Source organism: Pseudomonas plecoglossicida NBRC 103162 = DSM 15088, assembly GCF_000730665.1.
In the GTDB taxonomy this organism is placed as follows: domain Bacteria; phylum Pseudomonadota; class Gammaproteobacteria; order Pseudomonadales; family Pseudomonadaceae; genus Aquipseudomonas; species Aquipseudomonas plecoglossicida.
Window position 1 is genome coordinate 47608 of sequence record NZ_BBIV01000006.1, and the last position, 21649, is coordinate 69256.

20 protein-coding genes and 1 pseudogene are annotated in these 21649 nt (G+C 62.6%); 7 read left to right on the forward strand and 14 right to left on the reverse strand.

The window, feature by feature from the left end; genetic code table 11:
- Positions 1-35 precede the first annotated feature (35 nt).
- Positions 36-743 carry a PA5502 family lipoprotein gene (locus tag PPL01S_RS04345; protein ID WP_016394244.1) on the forward strand — a complete coding sequence of 236 codons (708 nt, stop codon included), beginning with the start codon at positions 36-38 and terminating at the stop codon, positions 741-743.
- Positions 744-838: 95 nt separating this feature from the next.
- On the opposite strand, the gene katE is transcribed toward PPL01S_RS04345, so the two are convergent.
- Positions 839-2983, reverse strand: coding sequence for a catalase HPII (gene katE / locus PPL01S_RS04350; protein WP_028625688.1), 2145 nt, complete (start codon positions 2981-2983; stop codon positions 839-841).
- Positions 2984-3209: 226 nt separating this feature from the next.
- Here katE and PPL01S_RS04355 point away from each other — a divergent pair, with 226 nt between their 5' ends.
- The 3 genes from PPL01S_RS04355 (at position 3210) to PPL01S_RS04365 (ending at position 5723) form a co-directional block, all read left to right on the forward strand.
- Entirely contained in the window at positions 3210-4217 is a 1008-nt protein-coding gene (locus PPL01S_RS04355) for a methionine ABC transporter ATP-binding protein (protein ID WP_016394246.1), read from the forward strand.
- The gene (locus tag PPL01S_RS04360; RefSeq protein ID WP_016394247.1) at positions 4217-4888 is read left to right on the forward strand and encodes a methionine ABC transporter permease; all 672 of its coding nucleotides are present in this window, start codon (positions 4217-4219) and stop codon (positions 4886-4888) included. The genes PPL01S_RS04355 and PPL01S_RS04360 overlap by 1 nt, the downstream gene beginning before the upstream one ends.
- Positions 4889-4952: 64 nt before the next feature.
- The gene (locus PPL01S_RS04365; RefSeq protein WP_016394248.1) at positions 4953-5723 is read left to right on the forward strand and encodes a MetQ/NlpA family ABC transporter substrate-binding protein; all 771 of its coding nucleotides are present in this window, start codon (positions 4953-4955) and stop codon (positions 5721-5723) included.
- A 58-nt stretch (positions 5724-5781) separates the two neighbouring features.
- On the opposite strand, the gene PPL01S_RS04370 is transcribed toward PPL01S_RS04365, so the two are convergent.
- The 5 genes from PPL01S_RS04370 to PPL01S_RS04390 are packed head-to-tail and all read right to left on the reverse strand — an operon-like array spanning position 5782 to position 9671.
- Positions 5782-6414, reverse strand: a complete 633-nt coding sequence (locus PPL01S_RS04370) for an SCO family protein (RefSeq protein ID WP_028625687.1) — start codon at positions 6412-6414, stop codon at positions 5782-5784.
- Positions 6411-7304: a heme o synthase gene (gene cyoE, locus PPL01S_RS04375; protein WP_016394250.1), complete on the reverse strand. Its 894-nt coding sequence runs from the start codon at positions 7302-7304 to the stop codon at positions 6411-6413. The genes PPL01S_RS04370 and cyoE overlap by 4 nt, the downstream gene beginning before the upstream one ends.
- Entirely contained in the window at positions 7289-8368 is a 1080-nt protein-coding gene (locus PPL01S_RS04380) for a COX15/CtaA family protein (protein ID WP_028625686.1), read from the reverse strand. Before PPL01S_RS04380 ends, cyoE begins: the two co-directional genes overlap by 16 nt.
- Positions 8369-8377: 9 nt before the next feature.
- Positions 8378-8962 carry a PA_0111/PP_0108 family redox-active disulfide protein gene (locus tag PPL01S_RS04385; protein ID WP_016394252.1) on the reverse strand — a complete coding sequence of 195 codons (585 nt, stop codon included), beginning with the start codon at positions 8960-8962 and terminating at the stop codon, positions 8378-8380.
- Complete coding sequence (locus PPL01S_RS04390; protein WP_016394253.1) at positions 8928-9671, reverse strand: SURF1 family protein; 744 nt, start codon at positions 9669-9671, stop codon at positions 8928-8930. Before PPL01S_RS04390 ends, PPL01S_RS04385 begins: the two co-directional genes overlap by 35 nt.
- 64 nt (positions 9672-9735) lie before the next feature.
- On the opposite strand from PPL01S_RS04390, the gene PPL01S_RS04395 reads away from it, so the two are divergent.
- A complete protein-coding gene (locus tag PPL01S_RS04395) occupies positions 9736-9939 on the forward strand; it encodes a twin transmembrane helix small protein (RefSeq protein WP_016394254.1) in 204 nt (67 codons plus the stop codon).
- Positions 9940-9992: 53 nt separating this feature from the next.
- On the opposite strand, the gene PPL01S_RS04400 is transcribed toward PPL01S_RS04395, so the two are convergent.
- The 4 genes from PPL01S_RS04400 to coxB are packed head-to-tail and all read right to left on the reverse strand — an operon-like array spanning position 9993 to position 14233.
- Positions 9993-10880 (reverse strand): cytochrome c oxidase subunit 3, encoded by an 888-nt coding sequence (locus PPL01S_RS04400; RefSeq protein WP_016394255.1) that lies wholly within the window; start codon positions 10878-10880, stop codon positions 9993-9995.
- Between the two features lie 16 nt (positions 10881-10896).
- Positions 10897-11463, reverse strand: coding sequence for a cytochrome c oxidase assembly protein (locus PPL01S_RS04405; protein WP_016394256.1), 567 nt, complete (start codon positions 11461-11463; stop codon positions 10897-10899).
- 9 nt (positions 11464-11472) lie between these two features.
- Positions 11473-13062, reverse strand: coding sequence for a cytochrome c oxidase subunit I (gene ctaD / locus PPL01S_RS04410; protein WP_016394257.1), 1590 nt, complete (start codon positions 13060-13062; stop codon positions 11473-11475).
- 43 nt (positions 13063-13105) lie between these two features.
- Positions 13106-14233, reverse strand: a complete 1128-nt coding sequence (gene coxB / locus PPL01S_RS04415; RefSeq protein WP_016394258.1) for a cytochrome c oxidase subunit II — start codon at positions 14231-14233, stop codon at positions 13106-13108.
- Between the two features lie 369 nt (positions 14234-14602).
- Between coxB and PPL01S_RS04420 the strand changes: the two genes are divergently transcribed.
- Together PPL01S_RS04420 and PPL01S_RS04425 are read left to right on the forward strand one after the other, a co-directional pair.
- Positions 14603-15244 carry a hypothetical protein gene (locus PPL01S_RS04420; RefSeq protein ID WP_028625685.1) on the forward strand — a complete coding sequence of 214 codons (642 nt, stop codon included), beginning with the start codon at positions 14603-14605 and terminating at the stop codon, positions 15242-15244.
- Between the two features lie 105 nt (positions 15245-15349).
- Complete coding sequence (locus tag PPL01S_RS04425) at positions 15350-16438, forward strand: hypothetical protein (protein WP_028625684.1); 1089 nt, start codon at positions 15350-15352, stop codon at positions 16436-16438.
- 2 nt (positions 16439-16440) lie between these two features.
- Here PPL01S_RS04425 and PPL01S_RS04430 read toward each other — a convergent pair.
- The 4 genes and pseudogenes from PPL01S_RS04430 to PPL01S_RS04445 form a co-directional block, all read right to left on the reverse strand.
- Positions 16441-17382: pseudogene (locus PPL01S_RS04430) on the reverse strand (SulP family inorganic anion transporter); the annotation flags it as partial.
- A 41-nt stretch (positions 17383-17423) separates the two neighbouring features.
- The gene (locus PPL01S_RS04435) at positions 17424-18143 is read right to left on the reverse strand and encodes a carbonic anhydrase (protein ID WP_016394262.1); all 720 of its coding nucleotides are present in this window, start codon (positions 18141-18143) and stop codon (positions 17424-17426) included.
- Positions 18144-18414: 271 nt separating this feature from the next.
- On the reverse strand, positions 18415-19470 hold the full coding sequence (locus tag PPL01S_RS04440; protein WP_373271142.1) for a PA0069 family radical SAM protein: 1056 nt from the start codon (positions 19468-19470) through the stop codon (positions 18415-18417).
- 64 nt (positions 19471-19534) lie between these two features.
- Positions 19535-21547 carry a M3 family metallopeptidase gene (locus tag PPL01S_RS04445; protein ID WP_028625683.1) on the reverse strand — a complete coding sequence of 671 codons (2013 nt, stop codon included), beginning with the start codon at positions 21545-21547 and terminating at the stop codon, positions 19535-19537.
- Between the last annotated feature and the right edge of the window lie 102 nt (positions 21548-21649).

The window sequence follows — 21649 nt, forward strand, 5'->3', positions numbered from 1 at the left end:
TTGCTCGCTTTTTGCGCAAATAGAGAGTCGCAGGAATGAAGCCGTTCGCATCCCGTTATCTGCTTGTTGCCGCGTTTTCCCTGTTGCTGGCCGCATGTTCCAGTGCGCCGGTCAATCAGGCCGATGCACCTGCCCAAGCCGATGCCTGGCAGCAGCTGCAACAGAATATCGCCAGCAATGAGCTGGCCACCGCCGAAGACCAGCTGGCAGCCCTGCAGGCCCAGTCACCCGATGACGCACGCCTGGAGCAATACCAGCGCCAGTTGGCCGAGGCCTACCTCAAGCGCAGCCAGGTCGTCCTGCAAAAGGGCGATGTCAACGCAGCGGCGACCGCGCTGGCCCGGGCCCGTGCGCTGATGCCGCAGGCGCCGGCAGTCACCGGGGGTGACGCTGTAGCCCAGGCGCGCAAGGCTGAACTGGAGAAAGCCGAAGCGGCCTTGAAGGCGGCCGAGGCCAAGCCCAAGCCACGCGTGATCGACCCCACCGCCCCAAGCACGGTGATCGCCCTGAAGACCACGGACATTGCCGCCATGCGTCGTCAGCTCGATGAAATTGCCAAGGACGTGGTGAATTACCAGTGCGAGGTGGTGTTCCAGGTGCCGCGTACCGAGGATGCGCCCTGGTTGAAGAACCTGCTGCACAAGCGTGTGCACAAGCTCGACAGTGGCTTCGAGCTGAAGCAGAAGCATGAGATTCAGCGCAAGATGCCGGCGCAGGTGGTATTGGTTCCGCATCAGCAGTGAAGGTTGAGCGCCTCATCGCCGGCAAGCCGGCTCCCACAGGTTTCAGTGCGAATCCTTTGTGGGAGCCGGCTTGCCGGCGATGAAGACGACCCCGATCAGGCAGGAACACCCTCGGCAGCCGCCTCCCGCTCCCACACCCGATGCCCTTCGACCACTTTGACGAAAGCCTCGACGCCCTTCTGCTCATCCCCCAGCAACAACCCCTTGTCCTCCTTGAGCCCCAGGCTGCCCAGCATTGCCTTGGCCTCCTTCGCCAGGAGCATGGCCTTCAGGTGCTTGTAGCCCTCGAGCAGGAAGTGCTTGGCCACGCCACTGGCTGCCAGGGCATCGACTGAACCCTGCCCACCGGCCACGACGATCCCGTCGAACATGATCGACGGCATCCCCTCAATCGACGCCGCTACCGGCAATGCCTTGCCATCAGCCGACTTCACCGGTGCCGAGGTCGGCCCCAGCAGCATCGGCCGTGCACTGTGTGCCTGCAGCGCCTTGACCAGCTTGTCGACGCTCGCAGCGTCTACGCCATCTGCTACCAGCACTGCGATCTTGCGCCCCTTGATGCCCACGTCACCGGGATGGTTCATCTGGCTCAAGGCCTTGGATTTCGCCGGTTTGCTGCCTTTTACCTGAACCGTGCCCTGCTTGGGCGCCGGTAGTCCGAGGTTGGCGGCCACCGCCGCGGCCAGTTTCAGGTCGATGTTGGCAAGGATCTCGTTCACTTCGCGGGCGCGTATCGCCTCGCGCTCCACCTTGCCCAGTTCGAAGCTGTAGGCCTTGATGATGTGCTGCTGCTCGGTAGGGCTCATGCTCTGGAAGAACAGCCGGGCCTGGGAAAAGTGATCGCCGAACGACTCGCTGCGCTGGCGGATCTTGTGCGCCTCAATGCGCTCCTGGTAACTCTCGAAGCCACCGTCCTGCGCGGCTGGCGGCGTTTCCCTGGGCCAGCCGCCATCGATCGAATTGGGTTCATACGACGCCCGACCCTTGTCGATGGTCATGCGGTGCATGGCATCGCGCTGGCCGCTGTGGTTCGGTGCCACCGGCCGGTTGATCGGGATTTCATGGAAGTTCGGCCCACCCAGCCGGCTGATCTGGGTGTCGGTGTAGGAGAACAACCGTCCCTGCAGCAACGGGTCGTTGCTGAAGTCGATGCCCGGCACGATGTGCCCCGGGCAGAAGGCGACCTGCTCGGTTTCGGCGAAGAAATTGTCCGGATTGCGGTTGAGCACCATCTTGCCCAGCAGTGTCACCGGCACCAGTTCCTCAGGAATGATCTTGGTGGGGTCGAGCAGGTCGAAGTCGAACGTGTGCTCGTCGGCCTCGGGGACGATCTGTACGCCCAGCTCCCATTCAGGGTAATCCCCGGTCTCGATCGCCTCCCACAGGTCGCGGCGATGGTAGTCGGTGTCCTTGCCCGCCAGCTTCTGGGCTTCGTCCCAGAGCACCGAATGCACGCCCTGACGCGGCTTCCAGTGGAACTTGACGAAGCTGGCGACACCCTCGGCGTTGATCATGCGGAAGGTGTGCACGCCAAAGCCTTCCATCATCCGCAGGCTGCGCGGAATGGCCCTGTCGGACATCGCCCAGATGACCATGTGTGCCGATTCCGGCACCAGCGAGACGAAATCCCAGAAGGTGTCGTGCGCCGAGCCACCGGTGGGCATTTCGTTGTGCGGCTCGGGCTTCACCGCATGCACGAAGTCGGGGAACTTGATCGCGTCCTGGATGAAGAATACCGGCATGTTGTTGCCAACCAGGTCGAAGTTGCCTTCATCGGTGTAGAACTTCACCGCAAAGCCGCGCACGTCGCGCACCGTGTCACCCGAGCCGCGCGGCCCCTGAACGGTGGAAAAACGCACGAACACGGGGGTTATCTTCTCCGGGTCCTGCAGGAACCCGGCCTTGGTCAGCTCGGCATGGCAGCCGTAGCTCTGGAAATAGCCATGGGCCCCGGTGCCACGGGCGTGGACGATGCGTTCGGGGATGCGTTCGTGGTCGAAGTGGGTGATCTTCTCGCGCATGATGAAGTCTTCGAGCAGCGACGGCCCACGTGCCCCAGCCTTCAGGCTGTTCTGGTTGTCGGCGACCTTCACCCCCTGATTGGTGCGCAGGGCCTGGCCGGTGGCATCGCTGCGAAACGTTTCCAGGCTCTGCAGCTTGGCATTGGTATTGGCCCGATCAGGGGTCTGGGTACCGGCGGCCTCGCTGTGCTTGGGCGCGTCCGTTTTCTTGCTGGGCATGGTCGGCTCTCCTCGTCAGTCTTCACGCGTGCCCGTGGCGGGCTTGTTCCATTAGTGACTGGGAGGCTTCGCCGAGCGTTCAATCGGGATTACCAGTTGTCGCGTTATGCCCGATGGATTGGACCATTACGAAATAAATGCTAAGAACAGCTAGGGGAAAAGGCTAAAATGCGCGACCCCAGCTAACCGCTGACCCAAATTCCATGCGCCCCACAAGGTTCGCTACGTGATCGAGTTCCAACATGTACACAAGACCTACCGCGTCGCCGGTAGGGAAATTCCCGCGCTCAACCCGACCAGCCTGACCATCGAAGATGGCCAGGTGTTCGGCCTGATCGGCCATTCCGGCGCCGGCAAGAGCACCATGCTGCGCCTGATCAACCGCCTGGAAGAGCCCTCCGGCGGCAAGATCATCGTCGATGGCGAGGACGTCACCGCGTTCAACGGCAACCAGTTGCGCGGTTTCCGCCAACAGGTCGGGATGATCTTCCAGCACTTCAACCTGCTGGCCTCCAAGACCGTCGCCGACAACGTCGCGCTGCCGCTGACCCTGGCGGGTGAGCTGTCGCGCAGCGAAATCGACAAGCGTGTCACCGAACTGCTGGCCCGCGTGGGCTTGCAGGACCACGCCAAAAAGTACCCGGCACAGCTGTCTGGCGGCCAGAAGCAGCGCGTCGGCATTGCCCGTGCCCTGTCCACCAACCCGAAGATCCTGCTGTGCGACGAGGCCACCAGCGCCCTCGACCCGCAAACCACGGCCTCGGTGCTGCAACTGCTGGCCGAGATCAACCGTGAGCTGAAACTGACCATCGTGCTGATCACCCACGAAATGGACGTGATCCGCCGGGTCTGCGACTGCGTGGCGGTGATGGATGCCGGTCAGATCGTCGAGCAGGGCTCGGTGGCCGAGGTGTTCCTGCACCCGCAGCACCCGACCACCAAGCGCTTCGTCCAGGAAGACGAGCAGGTCGACGAGAGCGAACAGCGCGACGACTTCGCCCATGTGCCAGGCCGCATCATTCGCCTGACCTTCCAGGGCGAAGCCACCTACGCACCACTGCTGGGCACCGTCGCCCGCGAAACCGGGGTGGACTACAGCATCCTCGCCGGGCGTATCGACCGTATCAAGGATGTGCCCTATGGGCAGCTGACCCTGGCCGTCACCGGCGGCGACATGGAAGCGGCGTTCGACCGCTTCAAGGCAGCTGACGTACATATGGAGGTACTGCGTTGATGGACGCCCTGAATTTCTTCGCCAACGTCGACTGGGCCGAAATCTGGCTGGCCACCGTCGATACCATGATCATGCTGTTCGGCTCGCTGTTCTTCACCGTGCTGCTGGGCCTGCCGCTGGGTGTGCTGCTGTTCCTCTGCGGCCCGCGGCAGATGTTCGAGCAGAAGGGCGTTTACGCGCTGCTGTCGCTGATCGTCAACATCCTGCGTTCGCTGCCGTTCATCATCCTGCTGATCGTGATGATCCCGATCACCGTGCTGATCACCGGCACCTCGCTGGGCGTGGCGGGTGCCATCCCGCCGCTGGTGGTGGGGGCCACGCCGTTCTTCGCGCGCCTGGTGGAAACCGCCCTGCGTGAAGTGGACCGCGGCATCATCGAGGCCACCCAGTCGATGGGCGCCACCACTCGCCAGATCATCACCAACGCACTGCTGCCAGAAGCCCGTCCGGGCATCTTCGCCGCCATCACCGTCACCGCCATCACCCTGGTGTCGTACACCGCGATGGCCGGTGTGGTCGGCGCCGGCGGCCTGGGCGACCTGGCCATCCGCTTCGGCTACCAGCGCTTCCAGACCGACGTGATGATCGTCACCGTCGTGCTGTTGCTGATCCTGGTTCAAGTCCTGCAGAGCGTGGGCGACAAACTGGTAGTGCATTTTTCCCGTAAGTAACCCCAATGGGGTCGGCCCTGCCGACCCGTTCGGGGGCCGTCGCGGCCCTCACAAGGAGTGATTCATGAAGAAGCTGCTTGCTGTCGCTGCCGCTGTCGCGGCCTTCTCGGCCCATGCCGGTGACCTATCGGTCGCCGCCACCCCGGTGCCGCACGCCGAGATCCTCAACTTCGTCAAACCGCAGTTGGCGAAAGACGGTGTGAACCTCAAGGTGAAAGAATTCACCGACTACATCCAGCCGAACGTGCAAGTGGCCGAAAAGCGCCTGGACGCCAACTTCTTCCAGCACCAGCCGTACCTGGATGAGTTCAACAAGGCCAAGGGCACCAATCTGGTCAGCGTGGCCGGCGTGCACATCGAACCGCTGGGCGTCTACTCGGCCAAGATCAAGAAGCTCGACGAGCTGTCCTCCGGCGCCACCGTGGTCATCCCCAACGACGCCACCAACGGCGGCCGTGCCCTGCTGCTGCTGGACAAGGCAGGCGTGATCAAGCTCAAGGACAACACCAACATCCTGTCCACCGTGAAGGATGTTGCCGAAAACCCGAAAAGCCTGAAATTCCGCGAGCTGGAAGCGGCCACCATCCCGCGCGTGCTGACCCAGGTCGATGCCGCCCTGATCAACACCAACTATGCGCTGGAAGCCAAGCTGAACCCGGAGAAGGACGCGCTGGCCATCGAAGGCAGCGACTCGCCTTACGTGAACATCCTGGTTGCCCGCCCGGACAACAAGGATTCGGAAGACATGAAGAAGCTGGCCGCAGCGCTGCACTCGCCTGAGGTGAAGCAGTTCATCACCGAGAAGTACAAGGGCGCTGTGGTGCCGGCGTTCTAAGCCGCAACATTTCATTGCTCCGATCGCCGGCTTGCCGGCGATGCTTTTGCGGCCTCCATCAGTCCCGCTTGACCAGCCCCGGCAGCTGCGCCACCAGTTTCTGGTTGTTGAACGGTGCACGAATGAACCCGCGCTGACGCCCATCCGGCCCGACGATGGCCAGGTTGCCGCTGTGATCCACGGTGTACCCCGGCTTGCTGGTATCAGCCGGAATGAACGGAATGCTCAAGGCATTGGCGAGCTTCTGGGTATCTTCGATCGACCCCGCCACCCCCACGAAATCCTTGTCGAAATAGCCCAGGTACTGCTTGAGCTGGTTCGGGGTATCGCGATTCGGGTCCACGCTCACCAGCACCACCTGCAGACGGTCCACGGCCTCCTTCGGCAGTTCGCTCTTCACCTGGCGCAGCTGGGCCAGCGTCGTCGGGCAGATGTCCGGGCAGTACGTATAGCCGAAGAACAGCAGCGACCATTTGCCCTTGAGGTCGTCCAGCTGCAACGGCTGGCCATCCTGGTTGGTCATGGTCACGTCGGCCACCGTGCGGCTTTGCGGCAGGAGGATGATGCCGGCGTCGATCAGCTCGGCAGGGTTGGGCTGGTCACGGCCATTGAGCACCTTTTTGACGGTCAGGCCCATGATCAGTGCGACCACGGCAACGAGGATGAAGACGGTTTTCTGGGTTCTGGTCATAGGCTCAGCAACAGGTAGTGGTCAACGAGCAACGCGACGAACAGCGCGAACAGGTAGCCGATAGAGTACTTGAAGGTGCCGATCGCCGCGTGCGGCCGGCTGCCACGGTACAACACCCAGGCCCAATGCAGGAAGCGCAGGCCCAGGGCGAGCGCGCAGGCCAGGTACAGCGGGCCGCTCATGTGGATGGCATAGGGCAGCAGGGTCACCGCCAGCAGGATCAGGGTATAGAGCAGGATATGCAGCTTGGTGTAGCGCTCGCCGTGGGTCACCGGCAGCATGGGGATGTCGGCCTTGGCGTACTCCGCCTTGCGATGGATCGCCAGGGCCCAGAAGTGCGGCGGCGTCCAGGCGAAGATGATCAGCACCAGCAGCAAGGGTTCGGCACTGATGTGACCACTCACCGCCACCCAGCCGAGCAACGGCGGGGCCGCACCGGCCAGGCCACCGATGACGATGTTCTGCGGCGTGGCACGCTTGAGAAAGCCGGTGTAGAGCAGGGCATAACCGAGCAGCGAAGCGAGGGTGAGCCAGGCGGTGAGGGCATTGGTGAACACCAGCAGCACCGTCATGCCCAGCAGCGCCAGAGCCAGTGCGAACAGCAGCGCTGGCAGTGGCTCGACCCGTCCCTGGGCCAAGGGCCGTTTGTGGGTGCGCGCCATCAACGCGTCGATGCGCCGGTCCACCACATGGTTGACCACCGCCGCGCCACCGGCACACAGGGCGATACCCAGGTTGCCGAACAGCAACACGCTCCAGCTCACACCCGCCCGGGTCGCCAGCAACATTCCCACCAGCGAGGTGATAAGCATCAGTACCACGACCTTGGGCTTGGTCAGCTCCAGATAGTCGCGCCAGCCCGCACGCCGGGCCTCTAGAAGCGTCGCCACGAGCCATTCCTCATGTGTTGGGAGATGGCCACGCCAGCGACCGGCCGCAAGCGCCAGCCCTGGCCGACCCCGACGCGGACCTTGTCGACCACGCAGATACGGTAGTTCACCAGCACCATGCTCAGCAGCAACAACGCGCCGCCGGCGTTGTGCGCCACAGCCACCGCCAGCGGCAGGTGCAACAGCACGTTGCTGATGCCCAGCCCCACCTGCAACGCCAGGGCACACAGCACCAAACGCGACAGACCTGGCAAGCCACAGCGGTGCAGCTTCCAGCTGAGCATCAGCAGCACCGCAGTGACCATCAGCGCGCCCAGCCGATGGCTGACATGAATGGCCGTGCGCGCATCGCTGTCCAGTTGCCCGCCCAGGTAGTTGGGGCCGACGTGCTGGGTCAGGTGAAAGCCGTTGCTGAAGTCCGCCGCCGGCCACCACTGGCCATGGCAGGTCGGCAGGTCGATGCAGGCGACCGCCGCATAGTTGGCGCTGACCCAGCCGCCCAGGGCGATCTGGCCGATGACCACCAGCAAGGCCAGTGCCGCGATCCGGCGCAGGCTCAAGGGCAACTTCGGCAAGGGCGCAAAGGCCCGTGACAAACGCAGGGACAACAGGAACAGCAGGCTCAGGGTGGTGAAACCGCCCAACAGGTGCGCGGTGACCACCTGCGGCCATAGCTTCAATGTCACGGTCCACATGCCGAACGCCGCCTGGGCCAGCACGACGCCGAGCAACAGCACGGGCAGACGGTACGGCTGGCCGTCGCGGGCATGGCGCCGCAACGCCTGCACGGCGAGCAGGGCAATCACCATGGCAAGCGTCCCGGCAAAGTAGCGATGGACCATCTCGGCCCAGCCCTTGGCTTCTTCCACCGGGTGCTCCGGGAAGTGCAGCTCGGCATGGGCCAGCTGGGCATCGGTCTTCGGCACGCCGATGAAGCCATAGCAACCCGGCCAGTCCGGGCAGCCAAGCCCGGCGTGGGTCAGGCGGGTATAGGCACCGAGCAGGACGACCAGCAGGGCCAGCAGGGTGGCGAACACAGCAAGGCGAAATCCAGGTCTGGCCATGGCAGGCTCCTAGCCGATGTTGGACAGCTTGAGCAGGTGGCGCAGGTCATCCAGCACATGCTTGCCGTTGACCTTGGCGTCATAGCGCAGCACCAGGTTGCCGTGCGGGTCGACGATCCACAGCTGCGGGCCGGGCTCGCCGACCTTCTGCACATACTGCGGGGCATCCAGCGGATAACGCTGCAACTGCGGGTACTCTCGACCCAGCAATGCCTGGAAGTCCGCGCTCAGCGGCTGGGCAGCGGCCAGCGCATGGCTGGCGCGGCTGGCGTCACGGCCGAGGCCCACCTGGATCTGCCGGGCCAGGTACACCAGGCGCTGGCAATCCTCGGCACAGGCCTCGGGCGCGCTGACCAGCAGTTGCCAGCGCGCGTCCTCGCCGGCAATACCGATTTCGGCCCGGCTCTGGCCGTTGCCGATCATCGCGCCGTGATAGCTGCGCCCGTCCGGCACCCAGAACTTGAGCTTGTACATGCTGGTGGCCAGGATCATCGGGCCGAGTACCACCAGGAGGATCAGGATCAGCTGCAAACGCCCGTGGACTCTGGGTTTGCGACGTTCAGACGGGTCCAGTGGAGTGGTGGCGGCGGCCATGGGGGTTCTCCTTTTTCCTGTTGTGCCAGCCAAAATAGAGGTAGAGCAGCACCAGCGCCGTGGCCAGGGCAAACCACTGCACGGCATAACCCAGGTGCTTTTCCGGGCCCATGGCGACCACCGGCCAGTCCAGGCGGTAGCTCGCCGGGCCAGGTTCCAGGCGCAGTTCATGGACGAACCCTTCGCGGTCGAGCTGCTGCCAGAGCTGCTCGGGGTGGATTGCCGTCAGCAGGTGCGGCCACTGGCCGCCCTGCGGATCGGGACGTAGCTGAAAGGTGCGGCCCGGTTCCACGTACACCGAAGCATCCAGGGCCAATGCCTGGGCAGGGGTGTCGAAGTGCACCGGCACGCGCCGGTCGGGCCATGCCAGCCAGCCACGGTTGACCAGTAGCCACAGGCCGCTGGGCTGGTCGTGGAACGGCTGCAGCAGTTCGACACCGGCCTGGCCATCACGCATGCGGTTGTCCAGCAGCAGGCTGTGCTCGGCGTCGAATCGGCCATAGAGATGGACCCGACGGAACGCCGAGTCATCGCTTTGCTGCAACAGGGAGGTGCTCATTGGCGCGTCGGCACTGCGCTGGGCGTAGCTCGCCAGCAGCGCGCGCTTCTCCTCGGCGCGGCCGAGTTGCCAGCAGCCGAGCGCAATCAGCCCCGGCAGCAGTGCGAGCACCACCAGGGTCGGTATCCAGCCTGGGCGAAACGGCCTCATCGAAGGCTCGTCGGGTCAGTCGCTATACTTGTATTCATCACCGCATCCCCCCGGAGTTGTCGCCATGCTCAAGGCCGCGATTGTCCTGATGCTGTTGGCCACGGTTGCCAGCCTGTTCAGTGGCCTGGTGTTTCTGGTCAAGGACGATGAAAACTCGACCCGCCTGCTCAAGGCGCTGACCGTGCGTGTCACCCTGGCCAGTTTGACCATTGGCCTGGTGGCTTATGGCTTTATCAGTGGTCAGCTTGTCTCCCATGCTCCCTTCTGAGTCTGTACTGGCCCTATCGCCGGCAAGCCCGCTCCCACAAAGGCGCATGGGCCCTAAAGCACATACACAAAGATGAACAACCCCACCCACACCACATCGACGAAGTGCCAGTACCAGCTGGCCGCTTCGAAACCGAAGTGCTTGTCGGGGTTGAAATGCCCGCGCAGGATGCGCACGAACATCACGATCAGGATGATCGTGCCCAGGGTCACGTGGGCACCGTGGAAGCCCGTGAGCATGAAGAAGGTCGCGCCGTAGATCCCCGAACCCAGCGTCAGCCCCAGCTTGGTATAGGCCTCGTGGTACTCGTAGGCCTGCAACGTGATGAAGCTGATGCCCAGGATGATGGTCAGCGCCATCCACAGTTTCAGCGCACCGCGATGGTCGCGGCGCAGGGCGTGGTGGGCGATGGTGATGGTCACGCTGGAGCTGACCAGCAGGATGGTGTTGATCAGCGGCAGGTGCCACGGGTCGATCACTTCCTTGGGCGGCGGGAACAGTTTCGGATCAGGCGTGTGCAGCAACGGCCAGGTGAATTCGAAGCTGGGCCAGAGCATGTGCGCGACCCCCTTGGCACCCTCGCCCCCGAGCCATGGCCCGGCCAGCACGCGCACATAGAACAGCGCGCCGAAGAAGGCCATGAAGAACATCACTTCGGAAAAGATGAACCAGCTCATGCCCCAGCGGAACGAGCGGTCCAGCTGCGGGCTGTAGAGCCCGGCGCGGCTTTCTCTGACCACCGAGCCGAACCAGCCGAACAGCATGTAGGCCAAAAACAGTGCACCGACGAAGAAGATCAGCGGCCCGTGGGAGTCGGGGTGGCCGGCCTTGAGGTCGTTGAACCAGGTGCCCAGGCCGAACACCGTGATGAACATGCCGATGGTGGCGATGATCGGCCACTTGCTCTGCGCCGGAACATAGTAGTGCTCATGACTTGCCATTGCTGTTCTCCTTCCCTTAACGGGCGCCCTGGACGTCCTGGGCCGCGATGTGAGCGACCGGCGGGTGGCGAGCGGTGATGTCGAACAAGGTGTAGGCCAGTGTCAGGTGCTTCACGCTGGCCGGCAGGTCGCGGTCGACGATGAAGCGCACCGGCATTTCGATGCGTTCGCCGGGCTGCAGCACCTGCTGGGTAAAGCAGAAGCACTCGGTCTTGTGGAAATAGGCCGCCGCTTCGGCGGGGGTGATGCTGGGAATGGCCTGGGCACTCATGGGCCGGTCGGTCGGGTTGTGGGCGACGAAGATCATCTGGTTGACCGCCCCGGGGTTGACCTCGAGCTGGTCGGCGGTGGAATAGAAGTCCCAGACCATGTCGCTGGCGTTGGTGGACATGAACTGCACCCGCACCGAGCGCGTCGGGTCGCTGACCTGGCTGCCCTCGTACTGCCCGCCCGTCTTGCCGTTGATGCCGAAGGCCTTGCACATCACGTCGTAGATCGGCACCAGGGCAAAGCCGAAGGCGAACATCACCACCGTCAGCATCAGCAGGCGCACTACCAGGGGTTTGAGCGGTTGGCCGTTCATGGCGGTTACCTATTTCACTTCCGGTGGTGTCTGGAAGGTGTGGTAGGGCGCGGGCGAGGGGATCGACCACTCCAGGCCCTCGGCCCCGTCCCAGGGCTTGGCCGGTGCCGGCGCCCCCCCGCGGATGCACTTGATGACGATGAACAGGAAGAAGATCTGCGTGGCGCCGAACATGAAGGCACCGATCGACGACACCATGTTGAAGTCGGCGAACTGCAGGTTGTAGTCGGGGATCCGCCGCGGCATGCCGGCCAGACCCACGAAATGCATGGGGAAGAAGGCCATGTTCATGCCGATGAACGACAGCCAGAAGTGCAGCTTGCCGAGGGTTTCGTCGTACATGTGCCCGGTCCACTTCGGCAGCCAGTAATAGGCCGACGCGAAGATGCCGAAGATCGCTCCTGGCACCAGCACATAGTGGAAATGCGCCACCACGAAGTAGGTATCGTGGTACTGGAAGTCCGCCGGTGCGATCGCCAGCATCAGCCCGGAGAAGCCACCGATGGTGAACAGGATTACGAAGGCGATGGCGAACAGCATCGGTGTCTCGAAGGTCAGCGAGCCTTCCCACATGGTGCTGACCCAGTTGAACACCTTCACCCCGGTGGGCACGGCGATCAGCATTGTCGCGTACATGAAGAACAGCTCGCCGACCACCGGGATGCCGACCACGAACATGTGGTGGGCCCAGACGATGAACGAGAGGAAGGCGATCGCGCCGGTGGCGTAGACCATCGAGGTGTAGCCGAACAGCGGCTTGCGCGAGAACGCCGGGATGATCGAGCTGACCGCGCCGAACGCCGGCAGGATCATGATGTACACCTCGGGGTGGCCGAAGAACCAGAACACGTGCTGGAACAGGACCGGGTCACCACCGCCGGCAGCACTGAAGAAGCTGGTGCCGAAGTGGATGTCCATCAGCATCATGGTCACCACCCCGGCCAGCACCGGCATCACCGCAATCAGCAGGAACGCGGTAATCAGCCAGGTCCAGACGAACAGCGGCATTTTCATCAGGGTCATGCCGGGCGCGCGCAGGTTGAGGATGGTGGCGATCACGTTGATCGCGCCCATGATCGAACTGATGCCCATCAGGTGGATGGCGAAGATGAAGAAGGTCACGCTGGCCGGGGCGTAGGTGGTCGACAACGGGGCGTAGAAGGTCCAACCGAAGTTCGGCCCGCCGCCAGGGGTGAACAAGGTCGAGACCAACAGCAGGAACGCCGCCGGCAGCAGCCAGAAACTGAAGTTGTTCATGCGCGGCAGGGCCATGTCCGGGGCCCCGATCATCAGCGGGATCATCCAGTTGGCCAGGCCGACGAAGGCTGGCATCACTGCGCCGAACACCATGATCAGGCCATGCATGGTGGTCATCTGGTTGAAGAACGCCGGCTCCACGATCTGCAGCCCGGGCTGGAACAGCTCGGCGCGGATCACCATGGCGAACGAGCCGCCGAGCAGGAACATCATGAAGCTGAACCACAGGTACATCGTGCCGATGTCCTTGTGGTTGGTGGTCAGCACCCAGCGCATCAGGCCCTTGGCGGGGCCGTGCGCGTGGTCATGGCCGTGGGCGTGGTCGTCGATCACTGCACTCATGTCCTGTCTCCTGCAATCCACTGACTGCGGCGAATGGCCCGGCTCATTTCGCTTCTGCCTGCTTGAGCGCCAGCACGTCCTTCGGCGTGACCATGTCACCCTTGTTGTTGCCCCAGGCGTTGCGCTCGTAGGTGACCACGGCGGCGATGTCGACTTCCGAGAGCTGCTTGCCGAACGCGGCCATCGCCGTGCCTGGGCGGCCATGGAAGACCACGCTCAAATGTTCTTCCTTCGGCCCGGTGGCGACTTTCGAGCCCTTGAGCGCCGGGAACATCGGCGGCAGGCCCTGGCCTTCGGCCTGGTGACAGGCCACGCAGGTGGTGTGGTAGACCTTGTCGCCGCGCTCGACCAGCTCTTGCAGGGTCCATTCCTTGCTGGTCAGCTCCTTGAGCTTGGCCGCCTCGGCCTTGCGCTCGCCGAGCCAGGTGTCGTAGTCGGCCTTGGACTTGACCTCGACCACCACCGGCATGAAGCCGTGGTCCTTGCCGCACAGTTCGGTGCACTGGCCACGGTAGATGCCGGGTTTCTCGATGCGCGTCCAGGCTTCGTTGACGAAGCCCGGAATGGCGTCACGCTTGACCGCGAAGGCCGGCACCCACCAGGAATGGATCACGTCGGCGGCGGTGACCAGGAAGCGCACCTTGGCCCCTACCGGCAGCACCAGCGGCTGGTCGACTTCGAGCAGGTAATGCTCGTCCTTGGGCGCCTTGTTGTGAATCTGGTCGGTGGGGGTGGCCAGGTTGCTGAAGAACTCGACGTCCTGGCCCAGGTACTTGTAGTGCCATTTCCACTGGTAGCCGGTGACCTGGATGTCGATATCCGATTCACTGGCGTCGTAGATGTCGATCAGGGTCTTGGTAGCGGGAATGGCCATGGCCACAAGGATCAGGAACGGGACCACGGTCCAGAGGATTTCCACCCAGGTATGCTCGTGGAAATGCGCGGCCTGCTGGCCGGTGGAGCGGCGGTGCACGACCATGGACCAGAACATCGCGCCGAACACCACGACGCCGATGATCACGCAGATCCAGAAGATGGTCATGTGCAGGTCGAACACGGCGTTGGAGACTTCCGTCGCCCCTGGCGCCATGTTCACGGTCCAGGCGGCGTTTGCCTGACCGAAAACCGACCACAACAGAAGGCCCATCCAGACATGTGGATGTCGCATCATTGCGGGTTCCCCTTCTAGTTCTTGTTTTCCCGAAGGCGTGGCCTGCGGCAAGCGGGAACGGCGGTCAAGACTGCCTGACTTCGACGACCGAGCCCCCTGCGAAAGCAGACGGGCCTCATCAACGAATCACGTTCAACCCGAGTATAGACAGCGACCAATGGCACGCAACGCAAGCGCGGAAATGAAACGAACGAATTCGTGAAATCCCCCGCAAAGTGCGTGCTAGAGGGGGTCTGGCATAATGGTGGCACTTGGTTATACCCAACAGCGCACACGTTTGCGAAATTTATAACAAATGAGTCTTAGGTATTCGGTATACCGAGCTAATTTAGTGTCTTCCGTTTGAAACGTCTTGTCCCTGGAGTTGTCATGAACATCGCTGCTGTACGCGAGCAAATCAGCCAAGCCCACGATCACGAAGGCCGTACCGGCCAACTGAAACAGCGTCTCGAGCTGCAACTGCCCCACCTGCACCCCTCGATCCAACTGCCTGAGCAGGACGCCCAGGGTACTTTGGTGCGCTTCGTCAGCGCCTACATCGACCAGGTTCCGGAATTGCTCGAGGCTGCCCATGCGGTAGCGCTCGAAGCCGGTATCGAGTCGCAGATCAAACCTGTACTGAAAATCGCCGAAGCCTATTTCCTGCAGCCTCCAAGCGTGATGCAAGGGCATGCAGGCCTGGATTGCCTGCTGGATGAGGCCTACCTCGCGCACCGTCTGGTGGAAGAAGTCAACGACCTGTATATCCGCCACTTCCAGCAGCCGCTGATTCCGTTCGATACCACCGTGGCGAACCTGGTGGCGCATCAATTGATCGGTGAAGCGTTTGCCAACCAACTGGATGAAGTGGTGCATCATTCGGTGGATGAAATGCTCGATGACGAGAGCTTCGCCGCAGAATCGGTGGAAGCGTACCGCGAGACCTTGAGCAGCCCCGAGACTGGCGCCGCATGGAAACGCTGGCCGTGCCTGTCGCGCCAGCTGGGCGTCGAATTGGGCCAGCCGGCCTGACCCGCTCAGGGGAATCGGCTCCAACTGATTCGCTGCACCGCGCACAGATAGATTCTTCCCGCCTTTCTTCAAAGAGGCATCCCCTTGAATGGCGAGGAAGACGCTATGAGCATCAAATGGAACAGGCTTTATACCGACCTGCTGCGCGGCAGTCGCTCCACCCTGTGGGGCAACTGGGCGCTCAATCCGCTCATCAGACCCGGCGCGGTGGGCATCATCGACCCGGCCTCCGGCGACTTCACCCTGGTCAGCGAAGCACTGCCAGACGTAAAGATCACCAACGTCCAGCAGGGCCGGCGCTGGGCCATCAGCTCCAAGGACGTGTCCCGCAAGGAAACCAAGGCCAATGTTTCCGGCACGGTGATGGACCCGACCAGCGGTGTTCAGATCAAGCCGGACCTGACACTGGAGTGGACCTTCGGCAAGGAGGAGTCGATTGCTTCGGAGTTTGCCCTCAACGGCGAACAGCGACTGAGCGACCTGGCGTTGATTCATGATCAGTACGACTGGCTCTACGCTCAGGCCGAGAAGGTCGGCATGGCCAGCAATGGCAGGATCGCAGAAGGGTTTGGCGTAGTGACCAGCGTCATCCTTGCCGACAGCGGCGTGAACGCCGGGGCGAAGAGCAAGAATGCCAAGTTCTCCCTTTCCGGCTCGGCCAGTGGCCTGAATGCCTTGCTGGGCGAAAACGGCATTTCCGGCAAAGGCGGGGCATCGTTCATTTCCAACCGCGATGCGTCGTCGGTGGAGTCGCACACGCTTCCCGCACAGGATGGCCAGATTGCGACCACTCCACTGCCTGTGGCTTACAGCTTCGCATCTTTCGGCCCTGACAGGCTGATCATTCCGATCTGGGTGAAAAAGATCGGCAGCCTGCGAATGACGGTGGACAGCAAGGCCAGTTCCGCCACCACCTACATCACCAAGGTATCCATTGCCTATGACCTGGCCGGTGAAAGCCGCAAGACCGAAGGCCCGGTTACCGTTTCCGGGGGCCTGTCGACCAACTTCGACATACCGCTGGGTGCCAGGAACCTCGAGTTCAGTGCCGAGTTCGTCAATGTCGGCCAGAACGAAGTGCTCAAGAAACAGTGGGCCACCCCGCTGAGCCAGTGGGTGGGGGGTAGCCGGACCATCAACCTGTTCGGTATCTGGCCCGGCTCGCCATCGCTTCAGGTCGTCGAAGAAGACTGAGCTCAGCACTCGGCCGCAGTACGCACACGTCCCTCGATCCTGCGCTTGAACCCGCGCTGCTCGATGATCAGGCGCGACCCGGCGCTGCGCTGGGCGCGCCCCCAGTCCTCGAGCATCTCCAGCACGGAGTGGTCGATGTAGTGGAGGTTGGTCAGCGGCACGTGCAGCTGCGTGCCGGCGGGCACCTTGTCCAGCACCCGGGACAGCGCAGGCACCTTGAGGAAGGTGGCGGCGCCACTGAGGCGCAATTCCATGTGCTGCGGCTTGTCCAGGCTGATCAGGTTGATCTTCAACCGCGCCGCCTTCAGAGCCAGCTTCAGCAAGGTAAGGGCAAAGCCCAACAGCACCCCGGTCAGCAGGTCGGTGCAGACGATCGCCAGCGCAGTGGCGGCGTAGGTGAACATGGGCATCCGGCCATACCGGCCCAGGCCGCGAAAGACCTTGAAGTCCACCAGTTTGATACCGGTATAGACCAGCACGCCGGCCAGGCTCGCCACTGGAATCTGCTGCAGCACGCTGCTCAGCACCACGACGAACGCCAACAGCCATACGCCATGCAGGATGGCCGAGGCACGGGTCTGCGCGCCCGCCTGGACATTGGCCGAACTGCGCACGATCACCCCGGTCATCGGCAATGCGCCCAGTACACCACAGAGCATGTTGCCGATGCCTTGAGCCGACAGCTCGCGGTCGAAGTCCGAGCGCTGGCCGCTGTGCATACGGTCTACTGCCGCGGCTGACAGCAAGGTCTCGGCGCTGGCGATGAACGCCAGGGCGAAGGCCGCGACCAGCAGGGTAGGGTCGGCCAGCTGCATCAGGTCATCCGGGCGGATCCAGTCGATCGCCTGGGAGAGGTCCGCGGGCACCTGCACGCGGTTCACCGGCAGCGCCAGCCCCATGCTGATCGCCGTCATCGCCGCCACGCCAAGCAAGGCACCGGGGAGGGTGCAGCCGGCTATCAAGGTTCTAGCGGTGGATGGGACGCTTAGTAGCGGCCTCTCGGAGTAGCGCAGGGGACTGGCTCGCCAGCCGCCAAAGGCAGGAAGCTATCGCTGAGGGCATCGTAGGCTTCGATCTTGCTGGTCTCGATGTCGTAGACCCAGCCATGGATGTACAGCTCGCCAGCCGCCAGGCGCGAAGCCACGGACGGGTGGGTGCGCAGGTGGTGCAGCTGGGCGATGACGTTTTCCTTGGTCAGCACCTGCATGGTCTCGTGCTCGCTGCCGCAGGAGCAGTTGTTCTCGACCACGGTGCGGGCCACTTCGGCGTGACGCAGCCAGGCGGAAACGGTCGGCATCTTGGCTAGCGAGTGCGGGTTGAGCACCGCGCGCATGGCACCGCAGTCGGAGTGGCCGCAGATGATGATGTGGTGCACCTTCAGCGCCGAAACGGCGTACTCGATGGCGCTGGAAACACCGCCGTTCATCTGGCCATAAGGCGGCACCACGTTACCGACGTTACGGGTCACGAACAGGTCGCCGGGCGAGCTCTGGGTGATCAGTTCGGGAACGATGCGCGAGTCGGCACAGGTGATGAACATGGCGCGCGGGGTCTGCGCGGTGGCGAGCTTCTTGAACAGCTCTTGTTGCTCGGGAAAGACGTCATGGTGAAAACGCAGGAAGCCGTCGACGATGTGCTTCAGGGCGGCATCGGCGCTCTCCGCGGGGGCCTGCGGAATGACCTTGGATGGGTCCTTGACGGGCATGATTCATCCTCTTGACGGTGTTTTGGTAAATCCAGTTTACCGGTGAAAGATTCTGGCTATGCAGGGATTTAGATGACACGCACGGGCCATAAATCACAGTCCTCGTGGACTGGTTTCCTACGCTAGCGAGGAAAACTTAACTGAAACTTAATTCGAAGGCTCTAGAACGGGTGTTCCAGAAGAAAAAGGCGGGAGTGGAATAATAGCAAAAAAGCATCAACTGCCAAGAGCCCAGCATGAAATTATGTGCTTGGATTAGCTGGACTGAGGATCAGAACAGCACCATCTGACCGCCGGGTGGGCAGAATGCCGAACAGTCCAGTGCCTGCGCCTCCCGCCCTTCGAACTGCAACCGCCGCATCGCCTTGGCAAAACGTTGCGCCAGCAGCTCGGCGAATACGCCTTCCCCCCGCATCCGCGCACCGAACCGGCTGTCATACAACTCCCCACCGCGGCTTTGGCGAATCAGGCTGAGCACATGGGACGCACGTTGGGGGTAATGATCCTGCAGCCATTGTTCGAACAAGGGCGCCACTTCCAGCGGCAGACGCAGCATCATGTAAGCCGCGCTTTGCGCCCCGGCTTCCTTGGCGGCTTCGAGCAGACGCTCCAGTTCGCTGTCGTTGATCATCGGAATCATCGGCGAACACAACACGCCCACTGGCACGCCCGCTTCGCGCAGCACCCGAATCGCCCGCAGCCTTGCCTTGGGCGATGCCGCACGCGGCTCCAGCACGCGCTTGAGATCGTCGTCCAGGGTGGTCAGGCTGATCATCACCCGCGCCAGCCGCTGGCTGGCCATCTCGGACAACAGGTCGAGATCGCGCAGCACCAGCGAGCCCTTGGTGACGATGGTCACCGGGTGGCGAAAGCGCAGCAGCACTTCGAGCAGGCGCCGGGTCAGCATCTGTTCGCGTTCGATGGGTTGGTAGGGGTCCGTGTTGGATCCCAGGTTGATCGGCGCGCACACATAGCCTGGCTTGCTCAACTGCTGCGCGAGCACCTCGGCGGCGTTGGTCTTGGCGATCAGCTTGGTTTCGAAGTCCAGCCCTGGTGAAAGGTCCCAATAGGCATGGGAAGGGCGGGCATAGCAGTAGATGCAGCCATGCTCGCAACCGCGATAGGGATTGATGGAGCGGTCGAAGGGCAGGTCCGGCGAGGTATTGCGGGTAATGACCGACTTGGCCGTCTCGAGGCGCACTTCGGTGCCTTGGGTGAGCGGCACTTCCTGATACCAGCCGTCATCTTCAACCACCGACTGCCGAGGCGCATAACGATTCTGTGGATTGTTGGTGGTACCACGACCGCGAACTGGGGAGGGAAGCATGACCATGGCCCTGACTACTGTTTTTTCATACAGTACTCTTTGCTTCCCGCTCCCGCTACTGCCATCAGGCGGACAAGTGCCGTCCTGCGTACGCCGCGAGCGACAACGGCCTGCCTGCGAATGCATTGAACGAAGCTGTCATCCTTCGCAGGCCTCCCTTGGCCAGGATTTCTCTACGCATCCGACGCCCCAGAACCGGATCATCGGCGTTGGTCGCCTCGAAGACGCTGAAGGCATCGATAGCGTGCACCTGCGCCCATTTGTAGCAGTAGTAGCCAGCTTCGTAGCCCGTCACCATGTAGTCGAATCCTTCGGCGAATCTGTCCTGCGTGAAGGCTTCCGGCAACCCTACATGCCGGGTGGTGGAAATGGCCAGATGGCGAAGATCCTGGCGCGCCTGGGGGTCGCGGTGAGCCAAAAAGTCAAACCAGCACAGGCGTAGTTGCTCGGCTTCCTTCACGGCCTGCAAAAGACGCTTGCTTGCAAGCCACTGCTGCATCTGTGGCAACGATACCGGCACGTCGCCCATCGACGGTTGCGGCAGCGCAAACAGGGTCGACGCGGACCAGCACCACTGTTCCAGCAAGGTGCCGACGAACTCGCAGGTGTCAGGGCCCAACTCCGATGTTGCAGTACGATTGAGACGACGATGCTGGTTGGTGACCAACAACTGATGAACGGCGTGACCGGCCTCATGAAACAGCTTGCACAGGTCTTCGTGGCTCAAGTTCGGCGAACCCTGCCCTGGCGTCCGCTCGAAACAACAGGAAAGCAGCGCGACTGGCAGGGTGACTGTCCCATCGGCATGCACATGGCGCTGGCACATGGGGTAGCTGTATGGCCACGGCAGTTTTCCTGGGCGCTCATAGGCATCCAGGTAGATATGACCAAGCGGCGTCTCACCTTCGCTTACCTCCAGCACCTGCACATCAGGGTGCCAGCCTGCCATGCTAACAGGCGCAATCCTGATGCCGAGTACCCTCTCTTGCAATTGCCACAGCCCCTGCAACGTGGCATCCAATGGAAAGCGCTCGCGCAGGCTGGCCTCAAGCGCTTCATTGCCTTGAGCCCGAAACTGACGGCTCAGATAAGCCACGTCCCACGGCGCAACCTCGTCGATGCCGAGTTCGTCTGCCAGTACCTGTAATGCCTTCAAATCTTCTTCCAGCCGCTGGCGGTTCTGCTCCATCAATTCCTTGATGAAACCTTCGACCTGCGCCGTGGTGCGGGCATCCTTGACTTCAAGGCCCAACTCGGCGGCATTGGCCAGGCCCAGCAACTGTGCGCGTTCATGACGCAAACGCAACAACGCCTGCAACACCGGAAGATTGTCCTGCGAGGCGTCCTCGCCCAGGTCCGAAGCCAGGCGCCGTGAGGCCTGGTAGACCATTTCACGCAGCGCTCGCTCATCGGCCCACGCAAGAATCACTTCGACGGTGCTCTCTTCAAGATCGACAAGCCAGCCAGGCTCGCCGCGGGCCCTGGCCTTGCTAGCCAGTCGATCACGTTCAAGCGTGGGCAGGCCGGCCAGCCGGGCCTCGTCGGCCAGCAGGCAAGTCCAGGCAGCCCGCGCCTCGATCAGGTTGGCCATGAACTGCTGTTCCAACCCCGCGATCGCTTGCTCGGTGATGCGTAACTGATTGTGTTCACTGCCAGCCAGGCCATGCCCGGCGTAGCGGAAATCCCTCAGGATCAACTTGAGGACAGCCCGGCGCTCGTCATCCAACTCGGCCATATCAAGGCGCTGGTAAGCCTCATGCAGGTCTGGATGCTCGTGCTTGTGCCGTGTCCAATCGAGTAGCAGCTGGTTGCAGGCGGCGACTGCCACCGCCCACTCTTCGCTTTCGTAGTTCAGCGGGACCAAGGTGTGGAAAAGATCTTCCAGGCGCAGGTCCAATCGATCGATGGCCAGTACGAACGTATCCCAATCCGGCGCTTGGCCATGCTCGGCAATCAGGTGTTCGAGTTCTGCGACATTGGCGTCGCGAAGGGACATGAAAGTGGGTTCGAGTTGCTCGGGCCGCAGCGACGGGTAATCGAGCAAGCCATTCGCAAGGATGGCAAGGCTATTGTTCAAGAGGCACCTCAAGGGGCAGGTTAAAGAACCGCCACTCTAATCAGCCACCTTGCCCGAACGTGCAGCCTTGCTTACCACCCGGCATGGCTGGCGCCTCCCAGG

Coding starts and splice junctions, on each gene's coding strand:
- PPL01S_RS04390 (WP_016394253.1), bottom strand. CDS start 9,671: ATGAGGCCGTTTCGCCCAGGCTGGATACCGACCCTGGTGGTGCTCGCA.
- PPL01S_RS04370 (WP_028625687.1), bottom strand. CDS start 6,414: ATGACCAGAACCCAGAAAACCGTCTTCATCCTCGTTGCCGTGGTCGCA.
- PPL01S_RS04385 (WP_016394252.1), bottom strand. CDS start 8,962: ATGGCCGCCGCCACCACTCCACTGGACCCGTCTGAACGTCGCAAACCC.
- PPL01S_RS04345 (WP_016394244.1), top strand. CDS start 36: ATGAAGCCGTTCGCATCCCGTTATCTGCTTGTTGCCGCGTTTTCCCTG.
- PPL01S_RS04420 (WP_028625685.1), top strand. CDS start 14,603: ATGAACATCGCTGCTGTACGCGAGCAAATCAGCCAAGCCCACGATCAC.
- PPL01S_RS04360 (WP_016394247.1), top strand. CDS start 4,217: ATGGACGCCCTGAATTTCTTCGCCAACGTCGACTGGGCCGAAATCTGG.
- PPL01S_RS04395 (WP_016394254.1), top strand. CDS start 9,736: ATGCTCAAGGCCGCGATTGTCCTGATGCTGTTGGCCACGGTTGCCAGC.
- PPL01S_RS04425 (WP_028625684.1), top strand. CDS start 15,350: ATGAGCATCAAATGGAACAGGCTTTATACCGACCTGCTGCGCGGCAGT.
- katE (WP_028625688.1), bottom strand. CDS start 2,983: ATGCCCAGCAAGAAAACGGACGCGCCCAAGCACAGCGAGGCCGCCGGT.
- PPL01S_RS04400 (WP_016394255.1), bottom strand. CDS start 10,880: ATGGCAAGTCATGAGCACTACTATGTTCCGGCGCAGAGCAAGTGGCCG.
- PPL01S_RS04380 (WP_028625686.1), bottom strand. CDS start 8,368: ATGGCCAGACCTGGATTTCGCCTTGCTGTGTTCGCCACCCTGCTGGCC.
- PPL01S_RS04440 (WP_373271142.1), bottom strand. CDS start 19,470: ATGCTTCCCTCCCCAGTTCGCGGTCGTGGTACCACCAACAATCCACAG.
- PPL01S_RS04405 (WP_016394256.1), bottom strand. CDS start 11,463: ATGAACGGCCAACCGCTCAAACCCCTGGTAGTGCGCCTGCTGATGCTG.
- PPL01S_RS04435 (WP_016394262.1), bottom strand. CDS start 18,143: ATGCCCGTCAAGGACCCATCCAAGGTCATTCCGCAGGCCCCCGCGGAG.
- ctaD (WP_016394257.1), bottom strand. CDS start 13,062: ATGAGTGCAGTGATCGACGACCACGCCCACGGCCATGACCACGCGCAC.
- PPL01S_RS04365 (WP_016394248.1), top strand. CDS start 4,953: ATGAAGAAGCTGCTTGCTGTCGCTGCCGCTGTCGCGGCCTTCTCGGCC.
- coxB (WP_016394258.1), bottom strand. CDS start 14,233: ATGATGCGACATCCACATGTCTGGATGGGCCTTCTGTTGTGGTCGGTT.